Source organism: Flavobacterium tructae, from assembly GCF_002217475.1.
Taxonomy (GTDB): Bacteria; Bacteroidota; Bacteroidia; order Flavobacteriales; family Flavobacteriaceae; genus Flavobacterium; species Flavobacterium tructae.
In genome coordinates this window covers 1-25,801 of the sequence record NZ_MUHH01000057.1, presented here as the reverse complement: position 1 = coordinate 25,801, position 25,801 = coordinate 1, and the positions used below count along the sequence as shown (strand labels likewise).

23 protein-coding genes, 2 tRNA genes and 1 pseudogene are annotated in these 25,801 nt (G+C 35.0%); 10 read left to right on the top strand and 16 right to left on the bottom strand.

Annotated elements, in window-relative coordinates:
• Positions 1-51 precede the first annotated feature (51 nt).
• The 6 genes from B0A80_RS19365 to B0A80_RS19340 all read right to left on the bottom strand — a co-directional run bounded on the left by B0A80_RS19365 (position 52) and on the right by B0A80_RS19340 (position 4,270).
• A complete protein-coding gene (locus B0A80_RS19365; RefSeq protein WP_089078364.1) occupies positions 52-1,515 on the bottom strand; it encodes an AAA family ATPase in 1,464 nt (487 codons plus the stop codon).
• Between the two features lie 155 nt (positions 1,516-1,670).
• Positions 1,671-2,789 carry a vWA domain-containing protein gene (locus B0A80_RS19360; protein WP_089078363.1) on the bottom strand — a complete coding sequence of 373 codons (1,119 nt, stop codon included), beginning with the start codon at positions 2,787-2,789 and terminating at the stop codon, positions 1,671-1,673.
• A gap of 106 nt (positions 2,790-2,895) precedes the next feature.
• On the bottom strand, positions 2,896-3,294 hold the full coding sequence (locus tag B0A80_RS19355) for a YchJ family protein (RefSeq protein ID WP_233430787.1): 399 nt from the start codon (positions 3,292-3,294) through the stop codon (positions 2,896-2,898).
• Complete coding sequence (locus B0A80_RS19350; protein WP_017495552.1) at positions 3,266-3,496, bottom strand: hypothetical protein; 231 nt, start codon at positions 3,494-3,496, stop codon at positions 3,266-3,268. The genes B0A80_RS19355 and B0A80_RS19350 overlap by 29 nt, the downstream gene beginning before the upstream one ends.
• An 88-nt stretch (positions 3,497-3,584) precedes the next feature.
• Positions 3,585-3,728 (bottom strand): hypothetical protein, encoded by a 144-nt coding sequence (locus B0A80_RS20885; protein WP_017495551.1) that lies wholly within the window; start codon positions 3,726-3,728, stop codon positions 3,585-3,587.
• Entirely contained in the window at positions 3,728-4,270 is a 543-nt protein-coding gene (locus B0A80_RS19340) for a hypothetical protein (RefSeq protein WP_089078361.1), read from the bottom strand. Before B0A80_RS19340 ends, B0A80_RS20885 begins: the two co-directional genes overlap by 1 nt.
• Before the next feature lie 89 nt (positions 4,271-4,359).
• Between B0A80_RS19340 and B0A80_RS19335 the strand changes: the two genes are divergently transcribed.
• The 9 genes and pseudogenes from B0A80_RS19335 to B0A80_RS19295 all read left to right on the top strand — a co-directional run bounded on the left by B0A80_RS19335 (position 4,360) and on the right by B0A80_RS19295 (position 12,271).
• The gene (locus B0A80_RS19335) at positions 4,360-4,611 is read left to right on the top strand and encodes a hypothetical protein (protein WP_017495549.1); all 252 of its coding nucleotides are present in this window, start codon (positions 4,360-4,362) and stop codon (positions 4,609-4,611) included.
• Between the two features lie 344 nt (positions 4,612-4,955).
• Positions 4,956-5,396 carry a KTSC domain-containing protein gene (locus B0A80_RS19330; RefSeq protein ID WP_017495548.1) on the top strand — a complete coding sequence of 147 codons (441 nt, stop codon included), beginning with the start codon at positions 4,956-4,958 and terminating at the stop codon, positions 5,394-5,396.
• A gap of 259 nt (positions 5,397-5,655) precedes the next feature.
• On the top strand, positions 5,656-6,417 hold the full coding sequence (locus tag B0A80_RS19325) for a DUF4369 domain-containing protein (RefSeq protein ID WP_017495547.1): 762 nt from the start codon (positions 5,656-5,658) through the stop codon (positions 6,415-6,417).
• A gap of 18 nt (positions 6,418-6,435) precedes the next feature.
• Positions 6,436-6,822: pseudogene (locus B0A80_RS19320) on the top strand (peroxiredoxin family protein); the annotation flags it as partial.
• 618 nt (positions 6,823-7,440) lie between these two features.
• Positions 7,441-7,521: transfer RNA gene (locus B0A80_RS19315), tRNA-Tyr, on the top strand.
• Between the two features lie 273 nt (positions 7,522-7,794).
• Positions 7,795-7,875, top strand: a tRNA-Tyr gene (locus B0A80_RS19310).
• A 667-nt stretch (positions 7,876-8,542) separates the two neighbouring features.
• A complete protein-coding gene (locus B0A80_RS19305) occupies positions 8,543-10,438 on the top strand; it encodes a flavin monoamine oxidase family protein (RefSeq protein ID WP_089078360.1) in 1,896 nt (631 codons plus the stop codon).
• 515 nt (positions 10,439-10,953) lie between these two features.
• On the top strand, positions 10,954-11,541 hold the full coding sequence (locus B0A80_RS19300; protein ID WP_089078359.1) for a hypothetical protein: 588 nt from the start codon (positions 10,954-10,956) through the stop codon (positions 11,539-11,541).
• 196 nt (positions 11,542-11,737) lie between these two features.
• On the top strand, positions 11,738-12,271 hold the full coding sequence (locus B0A80_RS19295) for a GNAT family N-acetyltransferase (RefSeq protein WP_089078358.1): 534 nt from the start codon (positions 11,738-11,740) through the stop codon (positions 12,269-12,271).
• A 122-nt stretch (positions 12,272-12,393) separates the two neighbouring features.
• On the opposite strand, the gene B0A80_RS19290 is transcribed toward B0A80_RS19295, so the two are convergent.
• The 9 genes from B0A80_RS19290 to B0A80_RS19250 all read right to left on the bottom strand — a co-directional run bounded on the left by B0A80_RS19290 (position 12,394) and on the right by B0A80_RS19250 (position 23,812).
• Complete coding sequence (locus B0A80_RS19290; RefSeq protein WP_165769295.1) at positions 12,394-13,488, bottom strand: NAD(P)/FAD-dependent oxidoreductase; 1,095 nt, start codon at positions 13,486-13,488, stop codon at positions 12,394-12,396.
• Between the two features lie 2 nt (positions 13,489-13,490).
• On the bottom strand, positions 13,491-16,709 hold the full coding sequence (locus tag B0A80_RS19285) for a LodA/GoxA family CTQ-dependent oxidase (RefSeq protein ID WP_089078356.1): 3,219 nt from the start codon (positions 16,707-16,709) through the stop codon (positions 13,491-13,493).
• 363 nt (positions 16,710-17,072) lie between these two features.
• The gene (locus tag B0A80_RS19280) at positions 17,073-18,416 is read right to left on the bottom strand and encodes a TolC family protein (protein WP_089078355.1); all 1,344 of its coding nucleotides are present in this window, start codon (positions 18,414-18,416) and stop codon (positions 17,073-17,075) included.
• A gap of 12 nt (positions 18,417-18,428) precedes the next feature.
• Positions 18,429-19,568 carry an ABC transporter permease gene (locus tag B0A80_RS19275; RefSeq protein WP_089078354.1) on the bottom strand — a complete coding sequence of 380 codons (1,140 nt, stop codon included), beginning with the start codon at positions 19,566-19,568 and terminating at the stop codon, positions 18,429-18,431.
• Positions 19,569-19,674: 106 nt separating this feature from the next.
• Positions 19,675-20,610, bottom strand: coding sequence for an HlyD family secretion protein (locus tag B0A80_RS19270; RefSeq protein WP_089078353.1), 936 nt, complete (start codon positions 20,608-20,610; stop codon positions 19,675-19,677).
• Positions 20,611-20,613: 3 nt separating this feature from the next.
• Positions 20,614-21,348 carry an ABC transporter ATP-binding protein gene (locus B0A80_RS19265; RefSeq protein WP_089078352.1) on the bottom strand — a complete coding sequence of 245 codons (735 nt, stop codon included), beginning with the start codon at positions 21,346-21,348 and terminating at the stop codon, positions 20,614-20,616.
• Between the two features lie 86 nt (positions 21,349-21,434).
• A complete protein-coding gene (locus B0A80_RS19260; RefSeq protein WP_089078351.1) occupies positions 21,435-21,848 on the bottom strand; it encodes a DUF2141 domain-containing protein in 414 nt (137 codons plus the stop codon).
• 45 nt (positions 21,849-21,893) lie between these two features.
• Positions 21,894-22,811, bottom strand: a complete 918-nt coding sequence (locus tag B0A80_RS19255) for a DUF6268 family outer membrane beta-barrel protein (protein WP_233430786.1) — start codon at positions 22,809-22,811, stop codon at positions 21,894-21,896.
• Between the two features lie 107 nt (positions 22,812-22,918).
• On the bottom strand, positions 22,919-23,812 hold the full coding sequence (locus B0A80_RS19250) for a helix-turn-helix domain-containing protein (RefSeq protein WP_070905676.1): 894 nt from the start codon (positions 23,810-23,812) through the stop codon (positions 22,919-22,921).
• 336 nt (positions 23,813-24,148) lie between these two features.
• Between B0A80_RS19250 and B0A80_RS19245 the strand changes: the two genes are divergently transcribed.
• Positions 24,149-24,559, top strand: a complete 411-nt coding sequence (locus B0A80_RS19245; RefSeq protein ID WP_089078349.1) for a helix-turn-helix domain-containing protein — start codon at positions 24,149-24,151, stop codon at positions 24,557-24,559.
• A 454-nt stretch (positions 24,560-25,013) separates the two neighbouring features.
• Here B0A80_RS19245 and B0A80_RS20880 read toward each other — a convergent pair.
• On the bottom strand, positions 25,014-25,801 hold a 788-nt coding region (locus B0A80_RS20880; RefSeq protein ID WP_165769294.1), incomplete at its 5' end, for a hypothetical protein.

The following is a 25,801-nucleotide window of genomic DNA, read 5'->3' as shown; positions in this document are numbered from 1 at the left end:
ACAGGTTTTAAAAACCTGTCGGGTTTAGTTAGAAAAAAAATAGAATATAAATTACAATTTACTGATATAACTTCCGTACATATCTTTAAACTGATGTCCTTGAGCAAACCGGTCTTTGCTCAGTTTTTTGTATTCGACCAATCCCCACAGAATAAATTCTTTCATAAAATACTGATCTTTTTTATCCAGTTGAGGTAAATATTTTTTCAGCAAAACATCTAGCGGAGTCACTTCGTCTAAAATGTTCTGATACTCGAAATCAGAAGCATCGTCCAACAATTCGAAACCGCTTTCGGCAAAAAACCATTCGATCACATCTGAATAAGGTGTTTTTTCTCCCGGTTTTTCAAGTTTCTCTATTCGTGGTAATAATGTTGGAAATAAAGTTCTGATTGCTAAACCAATTAAATTTTGTGCTACTACGGCAGCTCCCTCCTGCTCTCCTTCGTAAACCAGTTCTACTTTTCCGGTAATAGCAGGAATAATACCCACAAAATCAGACAAACGCAAAGTGGTTTTATCTACTCCGGCTTTTAAGGCACGACGTTCTGCGGTACTCATTAAATTCTCGAAAGCGGTGATACTCATTCTGGCACTTACACCACTTTTATTATCAATATATTCGCTCTCACGCGCTTCAAAACTAATCTGTTCTAAAATGTCTCTGGCCAGAGCCGGCACATAAACTAATTTGTGCTGTGTTTCATCCAGTTTGGCTTCCTGCTCTGTGATAGCTCTTGCAATGGCAACACTTTCAGGATAATGTGTAAGAATCTGCGAACCGATTCTATCTTTTAGAGGCGTTACGATACTTCCTCTATTGGTATAATCTTCCGGATTGGCTGTAAATATAAATTGCATATCCAAAGGCATTCTCAATTTAAATCCTCTAATCTGAATATCCCCTTCCTGCAAAATATTGAATAAAGCGACCTGAATTCTGGCTTGTAAATCCGGCAATTCATTAATTACAAAAATACAGCGGTTGGCTCTCGGAATCATTCCGAAATGAATGACACGATCATCGGCATAAGAAAGCTTTAAATTTGCTGCTTTTATAGGATCGACATCACCAATTAAATCGGCAACAGTAACATCGGGTGTGGCTAATTTTTCAAAAAAACGCTCACTGCGATGCAGCCATGAAATTGGCGTATCTTCACCTTTCTCCGCAATTAAATCTTTTGCAAAACGTGAAATAGGATGTAACGGATCGTCATTAATTTCCGAGCCCTCAACAAACGGAATGTACTCGTCTAACAATTCAACCATCTTACGTGCCAAACGTGTTTTCGCCTGACCGCGAAGCCCCAATAAGTTAATATTATGGCGAGATAGAATGGCACGCTCCAATTCCGGAATTACCGTATTTTCGAAACCATGAACGCCTTCAAAAACAGGCTTTCCTGACTTTATTTTCTCACGAAGATTATTGCGTAATTCGTCTTTAATACTGATACTTTTATAACCAACAGCTTTTAACTGTCCTAATGTTTTTATATTTTTTATTTCCATGTTGTTAATTTAAAAATTGAAAGATTTAATGATTTAAAAATTCAATTATTATTTATCTTTTTTTAGGTTAAACCCAGACAATATGTTTTCACACTACCGTACACCTCTACAATAAAACCTTTCTCCCTCTGAACCTTTGCAGCTTTGAACCTAATTTAACGCACTCTCTTCTTTCTATTCGTTTCATAATCTTCAAAAATCATCTCTCCCAGTCCTTTTAATCCGGTGTAAAATGCTTTTCCCTGATTCGCTTCGGTAAAATGGTTGACAAAACGCTGTAAATACGGATCGTTTGCAATCATGAATGTTGTAATCGGAATGTGTAATTTTCTGGCTTGCTGTGCCTGCGTATAACATTTATCAACGATGTACTCGTCGAGTCCGTTACTATTCATATAATAGGAACCGTCACGCTCACGTACGCAGCTGGGTTTTCCATCGGTAATCATAAAAATCTGCTTGTTGGTATTTCGTTTTCTTCGTAAAATATCCATGGCCAATTGAAGTCCTGCAACGGTATTGGTATGATAAGGGCCTACTTGTAGATAGGGTAAGTCTTTAATAGGGATGATCCAGGCATCGTTTCCGAAAACCAAAATATCGAGTGTGTCTTTGGGATAACGAGTTGTGATTAATTCGGCCAAAGCCATGGCTACTTTTTTTGCAGGCGTGATCCGGTCTTCACCATAGAGAATCATACTGTGACTGATATCGATCATCAAAACGGTGCTCATTTGCGCTTTGTATTGAGTTTCTTCTACTACCAAATCATTTTCGGTTAGCATGAAACTCTCAACACCATTATTAATCTGGGCATTTCGCAGACTTTCTGTCAATGAAATTCGTTCTAAACCATCTCCAAAACTAAACTCACGAAATTCCCCCGTATGTTCGTCACCGTTTCCGGCATGTTTGGTTTTATGATTACCACTTCCGGAACGTTTTAAATTACCAAAAATTTGATCCAGGGCCTGTTGTCTGATAGCGCGTTCTGTCTTGGCAGTAATACCAAAACCACCGCTTCCGTCAGGTTTAACTTCCTCTTTTATGTAACCTTTCTTTTTTAAATCTTCGATAAAATCATCGATAGTGTAGTTCTCATCTGTTAGTTTGTATTCTATGTCTAACTCCCTTAACCAGCTGATTGCTTCGTCAAAATCACCCGAAGTATGGGTGATCAGCTCTTTAAAAATACCAAAAAGCTTTTCAAACGGAGACTGAAACGGAGCTTCGTACGACTTAAAATAAAAACCTTTTTTAAATTCGTTTTTCATAATTTTAAAATTACGCTATTTTAGAATTATGAAAAACGAAACGTTTATTAATTTTTAGTTAAAATATCTAACCAAAACTAACAACTAACAGTGTTAGGCCTGACAATTATTCAAACTTTCCGTCAACATAAAACCACTCCTTATTTTCGAATTTAAAAGTCGAAAACTCATAATGCACTTGTGGTTTGTGGTCTGAATCTAAAAAATAGGCTTTGAACTCGACGGTATTTTCAGCAAAACTCAAAATTTCGAGTCTCTGCCATTTATTAGCTGTTGCCCATTTTAAAATTTCGGTCTTCGAATAATATTTTCTTTCCGAAATATAAGTGGTTTCTAATAGATAATCTGCCTTGTGACAGGCATAAGCCGAATATCTGGAACGCATTAGAGCTAGTGCCGTTGGTGCTTTTTGATTGTTTTCAAGGTACTGACCACAGCAATTTTCGAACAATAATCCAGTATCACAAAAACACTTCTTACTCTCCATCAACCTGCTCTTCTCCATTAATTTTTACATGCAACTGATTCAATAAAACCTGATACCTGCTAATTTCTCTTAAATCTTCATCTTCTTCAGCATGATCCAGCATATCGTCTAAGGTATCACTTACTTCAAGCAATTTATTATTCGCTTCTCTATTATTCTTTGCCGCAATTAAATCAATAATTTCCTGTACACTTGCTTTTAAATCTTCGTATTTACTCATCTGTATTGTATTATTTTTTTGTTTCAAGTTTCAAGTTTCAAGTTTCAGGTTTCAAGTTTTTTTATTGGAACCAAAAACCTGAAACATTTTATTCTCCTTTATTCTCGTTGAACTTTTTAATAATTTCTTTAAGCTTTTCCTTGCGTGCAATCTCAGCCTGTTTTACTTTGTTTTGGGCTTTATGCAATTTGTCATTATGCTTTTTGATGTTCCTTTCGTTGTTGCGTCCCATTATATTTCTCTTTTAATTTCGTCTAAAGTTTTCTCGGTATAAATCAACTCATTGATAATCTGCTTTCTCAACTCATCAATATCTTCATAATCAAAATGCTTTGCCCATGAAGTGAGTTGTTGCAGATTGCGAACTTGTTTGATTCGTTTCGTTGTTTCAAAACTGGTTCTTAAAACAGGTTTTCCATCATAATTTGGGTTCTTCTTATGCTGATAGGTTACCAGATTCTGATCGAAGTCAGCTTCGATATAGTACAGTTTTTCTTCAGCGTTATCCGGATAAAATTCGTTCCAGGCCGCAAAACCTATTTTAGTTTTCGATGCAGTTTCGGGTACCATTGCTACCAAACGCCATTTGCTGTTGGCCAGTCTTCCCCAATGATTTGACACCCGGTACATTCCGGCTTCCGTATAATAATAAGTGCTTCCGGCTTTGCTCTCAAACTGTTTCTTTAAACCTTCAATTTTATCTGAAAGTACTTCATGAAAAACACAAAAGGTATTTTTAAAGGAATTAGGATGTGGTTTGAAGTTTTTTTGCATGTGCAAATATACTGAGATTGTCAAGAACTCCCTAAAACAAACATAATAATGATTAACTTTGCAGCTTCAATTTTAAAACAAAAAAAATTATGTCTAAAGATCCACAAGGGAAAATGCTGCAAAAAGGAATTTATACGGGCATCATAGAAAAAGATGAAAACAACAACTATTTTTGTGGTGAGTACCTTTTAGACTATAAAATCGCACATACTAATTTTAATATAGGAGATTGGATCACGATTAAATCTATTATCGAAAACCCAAGCGATATCAGCTATGATAAGTATCCAAAAAAATCTAAAAACTTCGATAAGGCTAATAATAAACCGGAAAACAAGTAATTACAGATTAGGTTCAGGTTTCAGGTTTCAGGTTTTAGGTTTTAGGTTTCAAGTCACTTTTAACGCAAAGACCGCAAAGATTTACGCAAAGTTCGCAAAGTTTTTATTTATGAAGCTTTGCGAACTTTGCTTTTGGAGTACATCTTAATTCTAAAAAAACTTGCGTTTTTGCAGTTAAGTACACCCAAAACTTAGACCCTGAGATCATAAACCTCAAACAAAAACAAATATTTTTCCGCTCAAAAGTAAAAAGTTAAAAAAAAGTGTACCTTTGCAAAAAATTTGTCGTTTTGAAGTAAAAAACAATCATTTCAAACTAATAGACAAGAAGTTACCTTTTATTTATGAAAAAAATAGTTGAATACCGCAAGTTACTAAACGTAGACAAAACTGCTGAATTAAAAGATTTAAAAACAATCTATCGTAATGCGATGAAAGAATCTCATCCTGATAAATTTCAAGGTGATGATGCTGGTTTAAAAGCTGCAGAAGAAAAAAGTAAAGCTATTATTGAGGCTTATCACTTCTTGGTAAGTATTAATCCTGAAACGATTAAACTTAATTTACCGGAATACACTGAAACGATTTCGACTTGTTCAATTACTGATTATAAATTTGTTGAAGGTCGTTTAATTATCGATTTCTCTAACGGAAGTGTTTACGAATACATTAGTGTTCCTAAAGCAACTTACGTTAAAATGGTAAATGCTGATTCTCCTGGAAGATTTGCAAAAAGACATATTCTTAATTCTTTCACATGGAGAAAGAAAACGAATCAAGAATAGATTTATACCAAAATATCTACAAAAGCACTCTCTCAACGGAGTGCTTTTTTTATGCGCAAAAATTTAAAAAAACGTTATTTATTTTCATTATAACGATATAATTAAGAGTTTTAAATCAAATAAACCTCACAAACCTTCTGATTACATGACAATTAAACCTAAAAAAACAATAACAAAATTTTAGGTTCCAAAATTCTTTATGTTTTATAATTTTAAATACTTTTGTTGCACAAATCAATTAACTAATTAATTTTTTATAATGAAAAAAATACTTTTTTTACTAACTGCTTCTGCAGCGATTATTTCTTGCAGCAAAGTTAAAGACGGAGAATACCTAATTACAGGAACTGCAACTGGTATCGAAAACGGAAAAACAATCATTCTTCAAGGTCAGGATCCAACAACAAAAATGGCTGTATCTCTTGACACAGTAAAAGTTGAAAACGGAAAATTCGAAATTAAAGGAAAAGTAACAGAACCAGCTTTTCATACTTTAATTGTTCAGGGAGCTAATGGTCCAATTCCATTCATCTTAGAAACAGGAGAAATTACTGTTGCAGTTGACAAAGACAGTATCCACAAATCTAAAATTTCAGGTACTTACAACAATGACGAGTATGTAAAATTCAATGAGGATATGACAAAAACTCAAAAAGGTTTAGTTGATTTTCAAAAGAAAAATACTCAAAAAATGCAACAAGCTCAACAAGCTCAAGATACTGCAACGATCAATAGCTTGATGAAACAATACATGACACTTCAAACAGAAGTTCAGGAAAACTCTAAAAAGAAATATTTAGCTTACGCTGAGACTCACCCAAAAGCATTTATCTCTGCTTTAATCATTCAAAGCATGGTTAATGACCCAAGCACTGACATCAAAAAAGCGGAAGGTTTATACAACTCTTTAGACGAATCTTTAAAAAACTCTACTCCTGGAAAAGAAATCAAAACTAAACTAGGACAATTGAAAAATCCTGCAGTTGGTGCATCAGCAGCTCCTGTTGGAAGCCCTAAATGAAGAGCAGATTTTTCGGCTCCAAATCCACAAGGAAAAGTAGTTTCGCTTAAAGAAAGCTTAGGCAAAGTAACTATCGTTGATTTCTGGGCATCATGGTGTGGTCCATGCAGAAAAGAAAACCCGAATGTGGTAGCTATTTACAAAGAATTACACGCTAAAGGTTTAAATATTATTGGAGTTTCATTAGACAAAGAAGCTGCTGCCTGGAAAGAAGCCATCGCAAAAGACGGACTAACCTGGACACAAGTTTCAAACTTAAAATTTTGGGACGAGCCAATTGCAAAACAATATGGTGTTGAATCTATTCCAGCAACTTTTATTCTTGATGCATCAGGAAAAGTAGTTGCTCAGGATTTAAGAGGTCCGGAATTAAGAGCCAAAATAATAGAGCTTTTAGCCAAATAATATTGCCTTTCAGAATAAAACAAAAAAATCTCCCTAGTGGAGATTTTTTTGTTTTTATATAGTACTGCCAGATTATAGGCTAATCCAAAGAGATACTCTATTATCGATAAAAAACAAACATATTCTATCAAACCCAACAACCTTCATTTAAGAGATAAACAACCTTTCTTTTGACTCTCTTCACAAATAAAAAAATTAGCGCTTAATTTCAAAGAAAAAACTACTCGGAAAAGTTTGAAAACGCAACTTATCAAAAGAAGATCAAAACCTACCTGTCTTCGTCAAGCTGCAAATTTCTGCGAGAACAAATGTCAAACATTTCAGAATAGATTTATTTGGTTCAACTCGTATTTGTTGCTCCTTTCTGAGAAAAAGCAGTAATTAAAACGTTTAAGAAATCAAAAAAACAAACAAATACCCCGTGACAACCTGTAAAAATAACCCTACTTTATAAAAAACACCTAAAAAACTTTATTTTTACTTTATTCAATTCCAACAGATTAAAAAAACAATGTAAAACTAACGTAAAATTAAGTTCATTTTTTGTTTGCAAACATCAAAAACGTTCCTATATTTGCAACCGCTTAGAACAACAAAGCACAACAATACAAAGTCTTGGGGGAGATACTCAAGCGGCCAACGAGGGCAGACTGTAAATCTGCTGTGTGAACTTCGCAGGTTCGAATCCTGCTCTCCCCACTGAAAAGTCCTGATAAAAATCAGGACTTTTTTTTGCTTTAGTTTCATTTTTTTTCCTGCTTAGTTATCCTAAAACTCTATTTCTATATTTTTCTCCTAAAAATTTTGCCTCAAGAAATTCTTAAAGACATTCTTACATAAGCTTTTATCTGTCCGACTAGAACTTTAAAAAGTATAACTTAAAATTAAGTACGTTTTTTATTTGCAAACATCAAAAACCTTCCTATATTTGCAACCGCTTAGAACAACAAAGCGCAACAAATACAAAGCTTCGGGGAGATACTCAAGCGGCCAACGAGGGCAGACTGTAAATCTGCTGTGTGAACTTCGCAGGTTCGAATCCTGCTCTCCCCACTAAAAAGTCCTGAAACATTTCAGGACTTTTTTTTGACCTAATAAAACCTGTAATTCTTAAGATTCGTAGGTTTTTTTCTTTTAAGACAGTTTTCAAACTTTGCAAAAACACTCAAAAGTTTTGCGGCAAAATCGTCTCAAGATCCCGATAGCTTAATGTAAACCTAAGCTTAAATTATACTGCCTGCAGTATAATAGACTTCGGATAGCAATGACCTTTCGTATTCATCAGTTTAAAAATTTAAAAAAGGCAAAGATAAAACTTAGCTTTAGATGCGACAGAACCTGATAATACTTAGAAGCAGATTCAATTAGCGAAAGTTTATGGAGATCTTTTTAAATCTAATTAAAAAAAGTAAAAGGCTGACAGAATAATTATAGGCTTTACTTTTTATATTTTAATCTTCTTTATAAAACCCCAATCATACAATAACCTTAAGTAATTTATTTTATTGGAATAAATCAATTTTATTCACAACAAAAAAACATCCATTCACGACAGAAAAATCTTCACTAACGACATCTTTTTCATTTTTTTTATTTTCAATCATTAATTTCATTTCAGAAAATAAAATCTAGAGTTAGAAAGCGTTTTCAAGATTATCCCAAAAAATACCAATACCATAGAAATCATTTTTTTTATTTTTTAACATAAAATTTATACAAAATGGGACAGTACAAAAGTCGTCAGGAATTTTTAAAAAACAATCCGAGATCAATTGCATTCGCCGCATTGGCTAAAGCAACAAAAATGCAAAACACGATTACCAATCAAGCGATTAAACTTAGTCCAAATCAACTAGAAGGAAAAGAGGTTATAATCATCGGGTCTGGTGTTGGGGGACTTACCACCGCGTATGAACTACTCGCTCAGGAGTCTGGTGCAAAAGTAACCATTCTGGAAGCATCTCATAAAACAGGAGGACGCTGCATGAGCTTACGCACAGGGGATACACTTATTGAAGATGCAGACAGTGATTTGTTCGATTCGAAACCTGGAGAACCTCAAGTTGTTCGATTTAAACGCCCAGTGGGAGACTCAGAACCTTACCTTAATGCAGGTCCTGGTCGTATTCCAAGCAGTCACAAACGACTCCTTTCTTACTTAAAACGTTTTTCGGTAGACGTTGAAATATATGTGATGAACTCTGAATCTAATTTGGTTCAAAAGGACGAAAGTTTTGGAGGTGAACCTATGGTTTACCGTCGTTTGGATCATAATACAAGAGGTTGGTTGGCGCACATGGTATACAAAAATGCGGAAGAATTACTTCGCAATTCACAAGTGGGAATTAGTGAAAGTAATCTTAATACACGCGTTGAACAATTACAAAGTTTGATGATCAGTTTCGGAGAGCTTGATGTAGATGGAACCTATAGCGCAACAGCTGGATCACCTGGCTTCGAGGATGGAAAAACACGCGCTGGATATGAAGTTTTACCTGGTGTTGCGGCAGGAATTGTAGCCGATGTTTTGAGTTTTGATAAATTGCTCGAATCAAAATTTTGGGAAGGTACAAAATTCTATCAACCTACAGATTTTCTTTGGCAACCTACTTTATTTCAACCCGTTGGAGGAATGGATCAGGTACAACACGCTTTTGCTCAACAAGTGGCTGCTTTGGGAGGAAATATTCTTTTGAATAGTCCTGTAAAAAAAATAAAATGGGACTCAACTAAAGAGAAGTACATCATTTCGGTTGGACAAGTTGGAACAGAAGAACCGATCTATTACGAAGCTGATTATTGTGTTTGCAACCTTGCGATGCCTTTTTTGAAAAACATTCTAGATTCTGATCTCCTAAATTCGGGACTTGAACCTGAATTTAAAGATGCTTTAGAAGCCGTTTTTGTGGCACAATTTGAACCAACACAAGCTCCAGGTTATGAACCGCGAGAAGACGGATACATTCCGCGTTTTTTAGCCTGTACCTCCAAAGTGGGCTGGCAGGCAAATCGATCTTTATGGCAAGGAAGCCCAATAAATCTCAAGACAATGGCAGTTGAAAAATCCGAAGTGGGAGTTGTACCTATTTTTGGAGGAATCTCTTGGACAGACAATGAAATTCAACAAATTTGGTATCCATCTACGGCGTATCAAGACGAAAAAGGTGTGCTCACAGGCGCTTATAATTTTGATAAAGTAGCACACGATTGGGGAAAATTACCCGTTAATGAGCGACTTACCAAAGCACGAAATGATGCCAGTAAATTCGGTAATAAATTTGCCGAAGGCTTGGAAGAAGGCGTTGCCATAGCTTGGCAAAATATGCCAAATATCAAGGGTGGCTGGGCATATTGGCAAGCCGTTGGAGATGCGAACTACTCAACAAAACAATTTAACGCTATTGCACAAGGATCCGGAATTATAGATCCGAACACAAAAAATGCGAGCAATGCTAACTTTTTTATTGTTGGTGATCAAATTTCCTCCCTTCCTGGTTGGCAAGAAGGCGCTATTGCGGCTGCATTAAATGCAATTACGAGAATGGCAAAACCAGAGGTAAAAATACAGCCATTGAAAAATTTACCAGACACTCGTTTGATGGTGGAAGGTATCTAAATCAATTAAATAGAAATGAATGGAACGACGCGGAAGGTATTCTGCGTCGTTTTTTTATTATACTGTTTGATTCGAAATTGTTACTCTAAACAACAAACTGCTAACTTATTCATGAAATTTGATACTATAATTACTCTAAGGTTATGTCGCATCTGTCAGAATCAAATATAAGAATTTAAGTAATTTAAAATTTGGGGCGCCAATTTACAAAATGATTTAAACATAGCTATCCTTGGCCTAACCATCTGATTCTTCTTCAGCATATGCACAACTTCAATTCTGGAGTTGCCTTCAATTTTGCCACAAAAAGCTAAGGCAGTTAAGGGCTATTCATCGCAATTTTGTCCATTTATATTTTTGTGACAAAATCATGGCACAATGTTTTTTTAACTAATAATTTTGAAGACCGAATTCTAACCATAACCTACAGCTTTTACTAATTATCGAAATTAGATTTATCTTTCTTAAATTCGCTTCAACAACTGTAATGTTTAATTTCTAACTCCCAACAAGAAATGGATTTTCAGAATAATGAATTTTCAAAAATAGAGTCATTAGAATCAAAAAAAACAACTTTTATAGTAAAGTTTTTAGGGGCGGTTATTTTTATAGGTACCGTTTTAGGAATAATTTACTTAGAGGTAATTATTATCGAATCTAAGCTATCTGTTGAATTTAAAATTTGTTCTGCAGTACTATCCGTAATTCTTTTATCCTTTTTGGTGTATTTTGTAGTAAAGGATACAATTATTCACAAGAAAAACAAAATTACAAAAGTAATAGTGGATCAAAATGGTTTGCACCATTATAAAGATGAAATAGCTATTGAATCCCTAACTTTTGAGTCTTTATGTCCAACTCCCGATCTGAAAAATTATGATATCGTTTTATCAGTGGGAGAAGATACAGCTCATGATATTTGTGTGTATTACTTCGATAACTCCAGAAACACAATAATGCATAAAGCCATTACATTCAACACTCCATTTTCAATACGCAATGCAAAAGAATTAAAAAGACATTTCATAAAGGGCGTTTTAAAATTCCGATCTGATTTGAAAGTTTCACCAAAGGTGTTGGATTTTTTAAATTTAAAGAGCTGATAAAATTAAAAAATGTCTCGTCCTGAATTTATCAAAAGGAATCTCCTATTTTTAAAACTATTGAAGAGTTTCATAAACTAACTAATTACAAAAAAGTAGGGTAACCTTTCTCTCCTATTTATTTGCAAATCCAAAATAGCTATATATTTGTGCTAATGGTTAGCCAATAACAACACACCAATATTCAATTACTAAAATGATTTCAATTAAAGAGCTAAATAAAGACAAACTTGATGACTTTTTTCAATACTTGAACATTCATCTTTCTGAAAATGGACAGAAAAGAACAGCACTTTTCCAGCCACTTTCTAAACACCAATCTACACTTTCGGACGAATGGAAGGCAAAGTTTGAGGACGGAATGAATGAAAAAGCCGGATGGAGAAAAGTTTGGATAGCAATAAATGAAGAAGAAAAAATTGCCGGACACATTGACATCCGTTCTCAAAATCAGCCAAATGCAGAACATAGAGTTTTACTTGGAATGGGGGTTGACAGTAATTTTAGAAATTTGAAAATTGGTCAAAATTTGTTAGCATTTATTATTGATTATTGTAAAGCTAATCGCCAAATTAGCTGGATTGATTTGCAAGTTTTGACAAATAATATTCCAGCAACCAAACTTTACAAAAAAATGAATTTTGAGGAATTGAGCACAACAAAAGATATGTTTAGAATCGATAACATTTCTTATGATTATACTTCTATGACTCTAAATGTTGAAAATTAAACCAAAACTGGAGTTGCCTCTTACTTTGTCACAAAAAAAATAAGACTGTTCAATTTCCCGAATTTATCAAACAGAATTCCCTATTTTCGATTCAAATAGGAACATCTCTCTAAAGGCAAACATCACAACCGTCTCTCCCAAAAAGCAGCTGTTCTCCACCTGGTTTCCGCCTGGTAAAAAATACTTTTGTGTTTTAGGTAATGACTCCAAATGTGTTCCGTTTGTTCTGTATATATTTTTTGAAGTGTTTCAGTAAACCCGTACTGCAATAGCAAAGTTTGTAATTGCATAGCACTAGCCATTGCATTGTACATACCTTGTGAAGATAGCGGATCGAAACTTAGTGCAGCATCGCCTAAAGCAACCCATTGTTGACCAGCTACTTGTTTTAATTTAGTTGAATTAGCAGCAACTGAACCTTTAAAGGTAATAGCATTTTCATGTTCTTTTAGTAAAGATAAAATAACCGTATTTTTTTTTGCCAGTTCCAAAAATGAGCCAGTAGTTTTAAGTTCGTTTTTAGCTACTAAATCAGCATCGGTATGAAAAACCACTACCCTTTTGTCATGAGGAACAACAGTACTATACCACCAACCATTTTCACTAGCTGAAATAGTACTCATAACATTGGTTCGGGTATTAGGTAAAGTAACCCAACAGGCAATCAATCTATCTTCTACTTGTCGTTTAATGCCAAGGCTCTGTGCAAAATGTGATTGACGCCCACTAGCATCAATAACAAAAGATGCAGAAATCGTTGAAGTATACAAAGAGGTATCACTAGCTCTTAATTGCACCTGCCAACGAGAATTTTCATAAGAACTACTGTGCAGTTTAGACCCCCACAAACAATGTACGCCTCTAGTTTCTGCAACACTTCTCAAATAGGCTTCAAAAGCTTGCCGGTCCAAATTTTTAACAAAACCATCAGGATTTCTTAAATCGTCTACTAAATGCACCTGGTCGCTTCCCCAATAGGACTGCATACCTACACTTTTACGGTACAAAATGCCTACTTGGTTTTCCAACCCCTCCAATAAATCCAATTGTTTTAGAATGCGTTGCGAAGCGGGAGCTAAAGATTCTCCAATGCGCTCAGTGGGTTCAGGAAGTTTATCAACTAATGTTACCTGATAGGTCTCTGTCAAGGAAATGGCGGCAATGCAACCTGCAATGCCGCCACCTATAATTAATACATCTGTTTTTTCTGTTGTCAAACCTAATACTGTTTTGGAATAAAACGCTGGAAACGAACCAATTGTTCCGGAACACCCACCTCTTTTCGAGGTTGTCTGGAATGAGGAACGGTTCTTGTTCTGGTGAATTTATGTGCTTTAGAAGCTAATAAATCAACTAGTTTTTGAACTTCACCTGTTAAAGTCTCATCCTGAACCAATTCGTCCTGAACCAATTCTAATAGTTGGTCGCGAGTGCTCTCTATTACAACTTGTTCAGTAAACAAACCTTCATTAGACAAATGTTCCAAAGTAATATTTAATAAAGATTCTTCTTTCTTGTCCAAACGCTTGTTGTCATTTAAGATTTTTCGTAATCGGGTTTCCGTTTCTTTTAACAACAGTTGATTTTGTTCGTCATTAGGAATTATACCAATTTGCATTTCTGGTGGAAAATTAGGATCATCAGATACCCCCGGACGCGGCTGCACAATCGCTAACTTGTCAAAATACTTCACCATTGCATTAATCTGATTCGTTTGTGTTGGAGCTTCACCATCTAAAGGCAAATCATCCAACCAAAAATAACGATATGCAAAAGCTTCTCTGCGTGTCTCTTCTCCTAGGTGAGTATCTAAAGTTTCTTTATAACGTTCTTCACTCAAAATATTATTAGGAACTCTCGCAGGCCAAAATGTTGGCAGATAAGGATCGTATGCAGTCGTATAACCATCTCTGCAGCTTGCCGTATCCGTTTGCCAGGGAATAGCCATCCATCTCGTCACACCACCTGGTACCTGACCACCTAATAAAGGACCAGCAGGTAAAGTCAAGACATCACTATTCATCGTAGAGCCATAATAATGGTAATCGGTTTTTGGTGTTTTAGGAGCGTGTTTCAATCGGAAAGGAGCCATATACATACCAGAAGTTCGCATAGGCCAAGTCATTTCGCAACCCGGATGAAAAGCATCAGCCAGGCAAAAATCCATGGCCGCTTTGGTTAGCATGTCAGGTTGTTCGGCAATAGGATAATCATCAATTTTTTTAACAGGTGGAATATAAGGACAGCCTGTTTTATCTACAAAATCGGCATCAAAATCACCTTCGACCCATTGATCTAAAAACTGCAATTGCAACTGCGACAAGGTGGAATGTTGACGTACAGAACCTTGTGTAGGAATGGCAACTGCATCACCATATAGCCAAGGCCATAGCTGCGGCGCTTCAGCACCAGATTGATCAAACCTACGGAAATTATTGGAAATAGTACGACGCATTTCTAAGTTGGCAGAAGAAGGATCATTTAGTTTTTTTACCCATGTTATACTGGTATAATTAAATTGTCCACCCCATCCAAAAGCAGCCGCAAATCCTGCATTTACCCATTGTAAATTGGTCATTCTTTCAAAAATAGGCAAGATATCTTTAGAGAAAGAAGGTCTTGCAGGTCTTACTAACATTCCTGATTCTACAGCAACACTACGCATTAAATCCCACATAGTACGAACCGATTTTTGCATAGGAGCATAATCAGGCGGAGCGCAAATCACCCAGGCAGGATCTACATTAAGAGCTACTCCTTCATATTCTACTGTGGCGGTAACGGGGCCATCTGACATATCATCATACCAACCTTCATTGTTAGCAAAGGTAATGGCTCTGTCACCATTGATGTTTTTCGATTTACCATGACCACCTAACATTACTAATCGCCCTTTTTCGTCGGTGTGCATTTCTCCCAAATAAACCGATTGGCCCATGAATTCCCCCGTGAATTTTTTTCCTTCAGTGACATTAGGATCTGAGATACTTTCGCCTCCACCATCAATCAATAACTGGCTCCGGTCTTTTACATCAATATTTCTTAATAAAGAAGGCGGAACATTAGGAGCGGATGCATCCGGAATATCTAAGGCAATTTGAAATTGATACCACGATGATTTTTGATTGGCCAAATGCGAATGCCAGGTAATCTTAGCATTATCCATAGTTAGCTCCTTAATCGCTTTTCCGGCAGCATTGAAACCATAAATACGAAACTGTGCGGCCTGACGTTTTATCGCTCCGGTTTTATCGCGATACGCATAAACATCCTCTTTTACTTCTGGTTCATCTACTAAAGGACCTATAAAATACTCTTCTTCACTAGTTCCTACACGCATTACACCAATAGGGGGATAAATACCGGCTCTAACAATACAATTGCTATCCTCGTCTGTATTGCCTCTAAAATGTGGATTTATGGCATTTGGCTCTTGTAACTGTTGCCCGTTGGCTTGATGCCTTGCTTCGGCACTAGCAGCATAAACGGTCTTGCGAGCCTCTGCAATTGAGCCTAAAGGTTTATGAACTTCTAAAGTTCTCCAAATATTGAATGAAAGATTGCTTCCAAATTCAGACTGACCAATCGCAGTTACATCTTGTTGGGGTAAATGCAACCTTGCAATACTGATGTACGGACTTTCCTCTGTGCTCCAAACTACTTGTGCATCATTAAGAGGCATGGTTGCCTCATTTGTACGCAATTGGATTTCAAATCTGAAAGTAGCAGCTCCATTGCGCAAACGTTTTTCTAAATCCAAACGTAAATAATTATCATCGTCAAAAGGTGCCCCTTTATAAGTATCGTCCGGAACCAAACGATATTTAACAATTTGATCTTCTCCCAGTTGAAAAGGTAAAATAGCCCAATAACCAGTACTTAACACACTCGCTTCTTCTTTCTGCATAGCTTGTAAAATACCAGCTAATTCAGGATGTTTATTGATATAAGAATCATAATCCTTATCAATAGCACCAGCAGTTGTAAACGCACACATTTGTTGTGCATCACTAGCAAAAAAGCGATCGATATTCTGAAAAATGAAATCGGCAGTAGGGCCTTCTCCAAAAAGCTTTGGTCCTTCCACTCCAAACAATTTCAACCCCACTCCAATAGTGGAATTTAAGTCCGGTGAAGTGGGTCCTGTATCACTTGAGAAACGAACAGCACAATCAAAACTAGAACCCCCAAAAATACCTTTTTTGAATTTTTCAGGAATATCCTCATTGATTACGAATTGTCCATAAGTGATCCCGTGTTGTTTTCTAAAAACAGCACGTTCGGCTGGGTGTTGCCCATTTTCAATTCGGGTTTTTTGGCCCATTTCTACAAACATCTCCTTAAGACGCTGTGTCACCATTTCAGTACTGCCACTACTGTCCCAACATTTTACGTTGTTTGCAGTAGGTTTTTCAATGCTTCGTTTTTTGTTGTCCATATTTAGTAGTTATTGATTTGTTACGGCTCAATGGTTAGCTATCTAATTGATAGTACACCCTAACGAAAATAAGATTTATCCTGCAAATGAATATAGGTAGTTTTACGTGTTTTTATAAAAGCTTCCTGATATGCTTCGCACTCCGTCAACTTCGAATACTGTTTATAAAATGGGACTAGCAATCCTATAAACAGCCTATCGATAACTTTTAAAACTAAAAATGTAAACAAAAGACTGTACGGAATGTTGAACAACCTTTACAGGGTATGCCTACAAAGCTGTTTTTTTTCATTCCTAAATAAAATTTAGCTGAAAGGAATGTTTATCCGTTTGCTATGATACTTATGCAAATGCTCTTCAAACTTACCAGACTAATTTTCCTGCCGCTTTTTTCCAATCGAGCCATGAGACTATCAATTGTTTTTTAAGCTGATTCTGAAATAATTCCAGATTTTGCAATTTGATCTCCTTATCATTTAGTTCATTAAAGGCTACTTGATCAAATTTATATCGGTCCTGGTAAATCATTACAATCTCAGAAGTTAGTTTACTGTTTTCACTCACTGTTTTTAGTTGTTCCAGGACATTAGCGTAAACAGTAGCGGCATTTAAAGCATTGTATTTGCTTTTATTAATATTCTCTGTAATTCTGTCCTTATTTTGATTTTGCTGAAATTTTAACTGATCAATTCTTTTTGCTGTATTTTCTCCAAAAGAAAAAGGTAACTTTAGTGAGACACCAACATAACTATTTCCATACCAACTATTTTGCTTGAAAGGATTTAGGTTTTCTGTAAATTGATCTGCTCCTAAATAACCATTAATAGTGATCAAGGGGCTATATTTAGTTCTTTCCAGTTTTTTCTTATTCTCTAATACCTCATTTTGCGTTTTCAAAATTTCAATTTGTGGCAATGCTTCAATTAGATTATCATCAAGATTGCCAATACTTTCCTCTACGCTGTATTTTTCTAATTTCACAGCAGCAGCAATCAAAGATTCATTTCCAATAACGTATAAGAAATACTGTTTCAAAACCAATACATTATTTACGGCATTGCGGTATTTTTGAACTGCATTATTGTGCGTTACTTTAGCATCGTTTACGTCCGTTTTTAAAACTCTTTTGTATTTGTATTTTTGATTAATAGTCTCCAGACTCAGCGCTGTACGCGCAGTATCTCCAACCGCTTCTTTTTCTTGTTCTTCTGCAACTACTATATTTAGATATACTTTTGAGACTTCATAAGTAAGTTCCAGCTTTGCCTCGTTTTCACTTAAAGCAGCTAGTTTCTCCTGTAGTTTCGATTCGGCTATTAATTTTGAAATAGCCATATCCAGTAAAGGTTGCTGCAATAAAAGACCTGCGCTTTGAGAATAATTAGCTCCTAATTTTACCGGGATCATACCCTCTGATGCTTGATGGGAATTGAATGCTTCAGCCGGTAAAACACTTGTAGCAATAATCGGATTGTACTGATAATTATAATTCAACGCTACTCTGGGCAAATATTTTGCATTTAATTCTTTTGTTTTTAATTGATTGATTTTATATTCTTTTTCCAGTGAAGCTACTATCTTTCTATTCTTTTGTGCTGCTTCAATGGCTTTATCCAAGGTCCAGACCGTACTTTGTGCATTCATTTTAAAAAATCCTGACAACAGAAGACAGCCTATAAAACAGATATACCATACATTATTTTTCATTCTAACAACTTTTTAACCTCTAAAAACAGAGGCAGGTTCTACATTTTTTATTCTTCTAATGGCAAACACAGCTCCGAAAAGCGAAATAGAGAAGGTAACTGTTAGAATTATGAAAAGTATTCCGGGACTAAAATCTATTACTATTCCCGATTGATACATTCCGTTCTTAAACCCCAATAAGAAAATAAAAGCAATCATAAACCCAACAATAGCAAATAAAGCGGCTTGTGTAAGTATTAATTTCCTTATGTATGTATCAGTTGCACCAATTGCTTTTAGAGTTCCATAGTCCTTAATTCTGTCAAGTGCTGATGAATACATCGTTAACCCAATAATAAAAAAACCGGCAATAATGGCAAATCCTACTAAGGAGCCCGTACTGGCACCTAAACCTGTAGAAGCCAAAACACTATTTATGGTTGCTGAACTCAAGGATGATGCCCTCCATGCTCGTACTCCATAAATAGAATTATTGATCTGATCGACCACCTGATCTACATCTTTCCCTTTTTTTACATTTACCAATAAAGCGCTTATAGCAGTAGAGGGAATATTACTGTAAAATCTTGCTCTGTCAATTGTAGTGTACATTAAATAACCGCCCCAACCTCTTATCCCTTTTGTTTGCAAAGTAATTACTGCTCTTTTCCCATTGATTTCAAAACTGGTCCCAACATTTGACGAACCTCCAAAATTATTTCGGTCAAAATAATCTGCAGACACAGCTGCCTCCTGTACTAAATCTGAAAGTTCTCCTTGTACAACCTTTGCACGATCCGGACCTGCTTTAAAATAAGGAAATTCACTTCCTATAATATTTACAACAGCACTGGTTCCGTTAGGAAATTTTGCCTTACCATTTGTTACAACCATTGGAAATGCCTCTTTCACTCCCTCCAAACTCTTGATTTCTTTCTCTTTTCTGGTATCTATCAAACTTAGCTGATTGGCATCTGTCGTTTTATTATCAACAACCCAAATATCAGCTGTTGTATTTTTTACCAGCACACTCATTAGTCCTGTCAAAAAATTAAATGTCCCAATTTGTTGTCCGATAAGAAAAGTACTTATTACTATTCCAACCACTACTCCGATGCTTTTTGTTTTATCGAAACGAATAAACTTCCACGCTGTTTTAATACCAAATTTCATACTTAGCTATTATTTGTTTTCCTTTATATATGGAATTCATGCCTCTATATTGGCATTTCCAGTCCCTATGAACTTATTCCCTATCAGGCTTGTTTTTGATGCTTAATTATTTTGATGCCTGAATAACGCATTCGATCCGGGAATTAATTAAATACTTCGTTGGGTTGTTCAACAGGATTTTTATTTCCCGTACTCTTCTGTCTTCCTGATCTTCTGCTTTTTCAGAAAAAATAGATTTGCGTTTAAGTGCCGAAGACGCGAAAATTACTCTGCCAGATCCAATAGTTTTATTGGAACCTACTTGACGAATAATGGCTTTCTGACCTTTTTTAACTTTGTCTGCAAACAGCTCATCAATTTCGCAGGCAGCAACCAAATTACTTTTCGGAATAAAATCTGCAAAAGACTGACTGGGTGACAATGCAGCTCCTTTTGTTGCGTACATGGTCATAATTTGCCCATCACCCGGTGCTTTTATTAAATATTGTTGCAACTCACGGTTTGACACTTCCAGCTCTTGTTTAATTTCCTGAAGTCGGGAATTCTCAACCAAAATCTTGCTTTTCAATTGTTCCAGATTTGTTTGAAAAATTTTAGTTTCGGTTTCAAGATTATCAACATTCTGTTTTATTTCCGCGCCTTTTTCTTGTAAGTTTCTCAGTCGTTCTAATTCAATTTGTTTGTTTGCAACATTTATTTTCTGCTCTTTTAGCTTCAATTGTGCTATGTCTATCTCCGCTTTTTGCGTTTGAATCCGACTTTTTATCCGGGCGATTTTAGCATCCTGAACGGAATGATCCAATTCGATAATTAAATCATTTTTCCCAATTGTATCGTTCTCCTTTTTATGGATAGCCAGAACAACACCACCCACTTCTGTTGCCAATAAAGACAATTTCTCCTCCGGTTCAACGCGTCCGATTCCTACAATACCCGATGAAAAAACTTCTTTAGTAAAACCTGTCTGACCCTGTTTTACTTCGTCTTTTTTATTACAGCTAAAAAAAAGAAGGGCCGTTATAGAAATTAAAATATATTTCATTCTTTATAATTTGATTAATTGATTCTTTATAGATGTTGCACTCTCATTTTCAGTCGCAATTCCACTATCCACATAAATAATTCTGTCTGCAAACTTCTTAAGCCGCATATCATGTGTAACCACAATTACACTTTTTCCATTTTGAGCAAGTCCTTTTAGTTCCTCCATTACTAAACCAACACTTTTTACATCTAATGCAGCCGTTGGTTCATCACAAAGCACAATTGGCGGATTGGTTACCAATGCCCGTGCAATCGAAACTCTTTGTTGCTGACCTCCACTTAGCATTTTTGGTAAATTTTTCATTCTGTCTTTCATCCCCACTAATTCAAGAGCTTTTTCTGCTTTTTTTTTAGCCACGGGTTCACTTACCTTCATAAGCTGCAACGGCATCATTACATTTTCTAAAGAATTAAGTGGTGCTAAAAGATTAAAACTTTGAAATACGAAACCTATTTTATTCAATCTCAAAGCCGATAATTCCTTAGCCGAAAGCGCATTTACGTGTTGACCATCAATAAAAACATCTCCTTTTGTTGGATAAATAACACAGCCTAACAGCGATAATAAAGTGGTTTTCCCCGAACCCGAAGGACCAATTATTAAGGTGAGCTCCCGGGTTCTAAACTGAATAGTTGTTGCTTCCAGAGCCGTAATCAATGTATCACCCGTTTGATACTCCTTGCAAGCCCCCTTTAACTCTGCAATAACTTTTTTTTCAGAATTTATCTCTTCCATAATTTTATGTCACGATTTAAGTTTGCTTGGTAATGCCAGTCATTTTATAAAAGACTGGCTCTTTTAAACTAAAATTTCAAAAATCCTTAGTAAAGATTTATTTTAATAGTAGCGTCATTATTTAAGATATAAACAGAGCAATCCTGAAATGTTGGTGCCCCGCCATCCGGCATAAAATTCGTACTGTTCCCTACAGGCTCTTTAGGCATCCCCAACCAGTTACTGTTTAGTTTTCCGTTATTATCCAAATCCTGATAAACCGTGATTGCGTAAGTCCCTCTTGGCAAATCAATTTGAAACTTCATCGTTTCCTGATTCACTTTTTGAACTTTGGTAAAGCAGGCTCGCTTGAGAAAATTTTCTTTTTTATCATATACATTTAGTACAACAGTCCCTTTACCTTTTTGAACATTGTGGACATCAACATTCGTTTTTATCTGTTGTGCATTAGTAAAATACGATACTCCCAATAGAAGAATGCTTAAAATAGATTTTTTCATTTTGTCTTTAATTTTATAATTTTTAATGTGATTCTGTTTGCGTACTTATTTCCCAAAACGATAACTGAGCATCATTTTGACATAAGGCGTTTCTTTTGCTTTATAATTGCTAATGGTGTCATTATTAGAATTAAAAAGTGTGTATTTGTTGGCAAATCCCAAACCTCCCTGCAGTTGTAACCAAAAGCCATCAAAAAGACGTTGATTAATTTGCAGACCACCATGGATTGCCGAAAACTGAGCATAATCAATCTCTTCTCCCTGATCATTCTTGTAGTTTTGCAAATTGTGAAGCGTCCAGTCAATCGAGCCGGCCAGACCAACTTGAGTATTATTACCCAGATTTCTAAAAACATTTACCCTTGGCCAATATATTTGAGCAAGCCACTTACCATTATTGCTCTTATAGTCCAGAGATACGGCAGGTGTTATTAAAAACTTGCCAAAAGCATACATAACATGAGGACCAATTCCGATTTCAAGATTGGACTTTTCTCCAAACTTTCTCGAAACTCCAAAGATGCCATCGAAAACCATATCATTCATCGAAAACGAATTTTTAAAGTCAGAAGCAATCGTAGGGATAAAGACTCCAAAAGCGGCCCATCTTTTTCCTATAGGATGTCGCACAACAATGGTAGGTTTAATTTCGTTTATCTTCGTGATGTAATTCGGACTAATTTCAATATCTCTATCAAATGTAAAGTCTAAAACACGGTAGTTGACCGTTCCAAGAATACGTGTTTTTCCAATTTTAAAAGGTGGTATTGGCAACCAAAAATCGTAAGTATTATATTTGAATTTATTCCCATAGTACAGATCTACAGTTGACAAATTCTTAAAGTTAGTTCTCCCATGCACAGTAATGCTCATCCCGGCACCATCTGCAATTAATTGAGCATAAAACTTATTTGGAAAACAAAAAAACAAGGTTACTAAAACGAATGACAGTACTTTTTTCAAAATAACAATTATTAAATTTAAACACACAAGCTGTATCAGCCCTCTAAGATTTTCTTAGGGCAAAGTTGCAGTTAAAACAATAATTGTTACTAGGATTTAGTTTGCCGTTACTCGGACAAATCTTGCTTTAATGAATTTCGGTACTGAGAAGGAGTTGTACCTGTTATTTTTTTGAAAAGGCGTCCAAAATAAGAAGGATCTTCGTAATTCAAGGCAAAAGCAATTTCTGAAATATCTTTAGTCAAATCCTGTAAAAGTATCTGACTTTGCAGAATACTAACATTGTTTATCCATTCTTTTGGAGCTATTCCGGTGGTTTGCTTGATACATCTATTGAGATAATTTACAGAGATTTTTAATTTATCGGCATAAAAGGTCACGGACTTATTCTCTGCATGATATTTATAAACCAGCTCTTTAAAAGAAAAAGTGATCTCATTGTTGCGATGTATTGTTTTATTCAGTTCTTTATTTGAAAAAAGAATTTTCTGGAAAGCCGCCTGCATGAGCGAATAACAAATTTCAATATTGGAATTTTCATTACGGAATTCCTGACTTAATAAACCAAACAAAGAATTAAGCCATATACTGGTCTCTTTAGGCAATTTAAGAACAGAATTGGCGGCAAAAATCTGTATTAGCTCCTGTTTCGATAAAATATGATTCAGGACACTCTCCTCAAATAAAATAAAATGTCCCGTTATCATCTGATCAATTTCTTTCATTGCGGTAATATGTCCCTGTTTTACAAACAAAACATCATTTTCATTTATGGATATCACTTCTTTGTCGACTTGCTGTTTGGCATAACCTCTGGTAACATGAACCATAAAATTATAATCAGGCCTAAAAAGCGGGGTCGGAATCTGGATATACTCGGTTGTAGTATTTAAATCATATATCTGTAAGGGAGATTTTAAGAAATCAAAGTCGAGAGAAGCATCAGACATAAATTGCTTTGGAAATTCTTCTGATGAAATAATTTTAATACTCTTACTCATACTTAAAACTTAGATATTGAGCTACAAACATAAGAAATGGTTCGATTAGATCTGTAGAATACAACCAATTAAAATTATCCTATTCACAAATAGTATTAAAACTGGAGTTGCCTTCAATTTTGTCACAAAACACTAAGGTGATTTAAAATTCACAAACGAAGTTCTGTTCTTTCAAAAGAAAAATCTATTCTAAAAGTCGATGTTATACTCTGAATAAAAATTGGTATAATATCTGACAAAACAGCTGTTTTATACGATATTTTTTTATCTTTGAAATTCAGGGCTTTTTAACCCAAATGAGATTATCTTTGAGCCTTTAGAAAATTGATATTCGTTATGGAACAGAAAATACATCAAGGAAGAAACGTAAAACGTTTTAGAGAAATGCTTAACATCAAACAGGAAGCATTGGCTTATGATCTGGGCGAAGACTGGAACCAAAAGAAAATTTCGATGCTCGAGCAAAAAGATGTCATTGAAGATAACCTTTTGAAACAAATTTCAGCCGTATTAAAAATTCCGGTGGAAGCGTTTCAGAATTTTGATGAAGAGCAAGCGATAAATATTATTTCGAATACGTTTAATATTGAAAAAGAGGCTTATATAGGAAATGCTAAACCTGTATTTAACATCAATCCAATAGAAGAGTTAAAAAAACTTCACGAAGAAAAAATTGCATTATACGAGCGTATGTTGAAGGAGAAAGATGAAATGATGGTGAGGCTTGAGAAATTGATTAATAAGTAATTATTTGTAAATATATAATTTAAAAAAAAGAGACTTTCGGGTCTCTTTTTTTGTTTTGGGTTATTATGAGTTAGAAGTCGAAAGACATTTACAAAGTTTCTATCCCCTAGCTTAGGATTGTACTATTTTACCAGGTGAACAAATTTTTTATATTTCTAAATTTGTTACAAAACGGTAACAAATTTTTATTTTTTATCATTTTGTTTCAGTTAAATAGGATTTCCTCCACTGGCACGAACGTCTCACTCGTGAACATATCTTTTGAATTTAGAAACACGTTTACAAAACTATTTCTAAATAATAATTTAAATCGATTTTATACATTGAGTGTACGAGCAAGACGCTCGCACTAGCTAGGGAAGCTATTCATCAAGCATATAATCACACTTCGCAAAGCTCATATACATTTGTGTAACCTTTTATAAGAAATTCTTCGGGGAGAAAAGTATTTTTTCTAGTTACGCATAATTTTTTTTAACCCATTTATACTTTTACGTAAACTATCTAAGTAATTAAAATCTGGTATACCATAAAAATAAACATCTTGTGAATCACCAATTGCTAAGATGTTATTTGAAAAATCCACTGATCCTACTTTCTGATAATATCCAACTGATTTTAAATACTTAAAATCCAACTGAAGTATATAATTCATGTCTACTTTTTTCCATAATCTATAGGAAAAATCTCCAGTTGTTATAGAATAATCATATTTGGGTGACAATTTAATTCTTCGACAGGTTGAAGGATCAGCTTGTTCCTCAAAATTGATTATACTCATGTCTAAAGGATCCCATAATTGCATTGTGCCAGATAATTCACTTCCAAAACATACAGAAATAACTAAACTTTCATTACAATCAATGCCAAGTATATCCTTGTATTCTGTTTGTTGTCTTGAGCTTACCAAAGGAATTATATATTCTGGGAATAAATTATTACTACTTTTTGTCAAATTCCATTTTAATATTTTGCCAGATTTTGTACCTGCAACTACAAATCGTAAATTAGGAGACATTTTAAGGCATGTAATTATTTCAGCGTCATTATTATAGTTTTCAATATTTGATACCAAATCAAAAATAATTGAGTTGTCTGGTTTAACCCCATTAGAAAGAGTTGTAACTAAAGAATTTTCTTTTGGTTTTGGAAAATTTCTGTGAAAACCCCTAGTTTTAACAATATAAATACTATCACTACTATTAACTTTGCTGTTATATAGAACTTCTAAATTTAATAGTA

Coding starts and splice junctions, on each gene's coding strand:
- B0A80_RS19365 (WP_089078364.1), bottom strand. CDS start 1,515: ATGGAAATAAAAAATATAAAAACATTAGGACAGTTAAAAGCTGTTGGT.
- B0A80_RS19360 (WP_089078363.1), bottom strand. CDS start 2,789: ATGAAAAACGAATTTAAAAAAGGTTTTTATTTTAAGTCGTACGAAGCT.
- B0A80_RS19355 (WP_233430787.1), bottom strand. CDS start 3,294: ATGGAGAAGAGCAGGTTGATGGAGAGTAAGAAGTGTTTTTGTGATACT.
- B0A80_RS19350 (WP_017495552.1), bottom strand. CDS start 3,496: ATGAGTAAATACGAAGATTTAAAAGCAAGTGTACAGGAAATTATTGAT.
- B0A80_RS20885 (WP_017495551.1), bottom strand. CDS start 3,728: ATGGGACGCAACAACGAAAGGAACATCAAAAAGCATAATGACAAATTG.
- B0A80_RS19340 (WP_089078361.1), bottom strand. CDS start 4,270: ATGCAAAAAAACTTCAAACCACATCCTAATTCCTTTAAAAATACCTTT.
- B0A80_RS19335 (WP_017495549.1), top strand. CDS start 4,360: ATGTCTAAAGATCCACAAGGGAAAATGCTGCAAAAAGGAATTTATACG.
- B0A80_RS19330 (WP_017495548.1), top strand. CDS start 4,956: ATGAAAAAAATAGTTGAATACCGCAAGTTACTAAACGTAGACAAAACT.
- B0A80_RS19325 (WP_017495547.1), top strand. CDS start 5,656: ATGAAAAAAATACTTTTTTTACTAACTGCTTCTGCAGCGATTATTTCT.
- B0A80_RS19305 (WP_089078360.1), top strand. CDS start 8,543: ATGGGACAGTACAAAAGTCGTCAGGAATTTTTAAAAAACAATCCGAGA.
- B0A80_RS19300 (WP_089078359.1), top strand. CDS start 10,954: ATGGATTTTCAGAATAATGAATTTTCAAAAATAGAGTCATTAGAATCA.
- B0A80_RS19295 (WP_089078358.1), top strand. CDS start 11,738: ATGATTTCAATTAAAGAGCTAAATAAAGACAAACTTGATGACTTTTTT.
- B0A80_RS19285 (WP_089078356.1), bottom strand. CDS start 16,709: ATGGACAACAAAAAACGAAGCATTGAAAAACCTACTGCAAACAACGTA.
- B0A80_RS19280 (WP_089078355.1), bottom strand. CDS start 18,416: ATGAAAAATAATGTATGGTATATCTGTTTTATAGGCTGTCTTCTGTTG.
- B0A80_RS19275 (WP_089078354.1), bottom strand. CDS start 19,568: ATGAAATTTGGTATTAAAACAGCGTGGAAGTTTATTCGTTTCGATAAA.
- B0A80_RS19270 (WP_089078353.1), bottom strand. CDS start 20,610: ATGAAATATATTTTAATTTCTATAACGGCCCTTCTTTTTTTTAGCTGT.
- B0A80_RS19265 (WP_089078352.1), bottom strand. CDS start 21,348: ATGGAAGAGATAAATTCTGAAAAAAAAGTTATTGCAGAGTTAAAGGGG.
- B0A80_RS19260 (WP_089078351.1), bottom strand. CDS start 21,848: ATGAAAAAATCTATTTTAAGCATTCTTCTATTGGGAGTATCGTATTTT.
- B0A80_RS19250 (WP_070905676.1), bottom strand. CDS start 23,812: ATGAGTAAGAGTATTAAAATTATTTCATCAGAAGAATTTCCAAAGCAA.
- B0A80_RS19245 (WP_089078349.1), top strand. CDS start 24,149: ATGGAACAGAAAATACATCAAGGAAGAAACGTAAAACGTTTTAGAGAA.